This window comes from Vibrio genomosp. F10 str. 9ZD137, assembly GCF_049974785.1.
Lineage (GTDB): Bacteria > Pseudomonadota > Gammaproteobacteria > Enterobacterales > Vibrionaceae > Vibrio.
Genome location: NZ_JBNGCJ010000117.1, coordinates 1 through 240, shown reverse-complemented (window position 1 = coordinate 240; position 240 = coordinate 1). Strand labels below are relative to the sequence as shown.

The 240-nt window shown below is 49.6% G+C and carries 1 pseudogene; it reads right to left on the bottom strand.

Annotated elements, in window-relative coordinates:
• Nucleotides 1–240: pseudogene (locus ACP45E_RS01420) on the bottom strand (oxaloacetate decarboxylase); the annotation flags it as partial.

Sequence of the window (240 nt, the reverse complement as noted above, 5' to 3'; positions counted from 1 at the left end):
CGCTCTTCCGATCTGCAACGCCAACGGCACATCACAAGACGCTTTGATACGTGATACAAGTTCTTCCGCTTCATAAGGTTTCAGCAGGCCAGCCATGTCTTTAATACACAGAGAGTGACAACCTAGGTCTTCTAAGCGCTTCGCCAAATCAACCCAAGTATCCGTGTTGTGCACAGGGCTAGTCGTGTAAGACATGGTACCTTGTGCATGCGCACCTACATCAACCGTTGCTTTAACGGC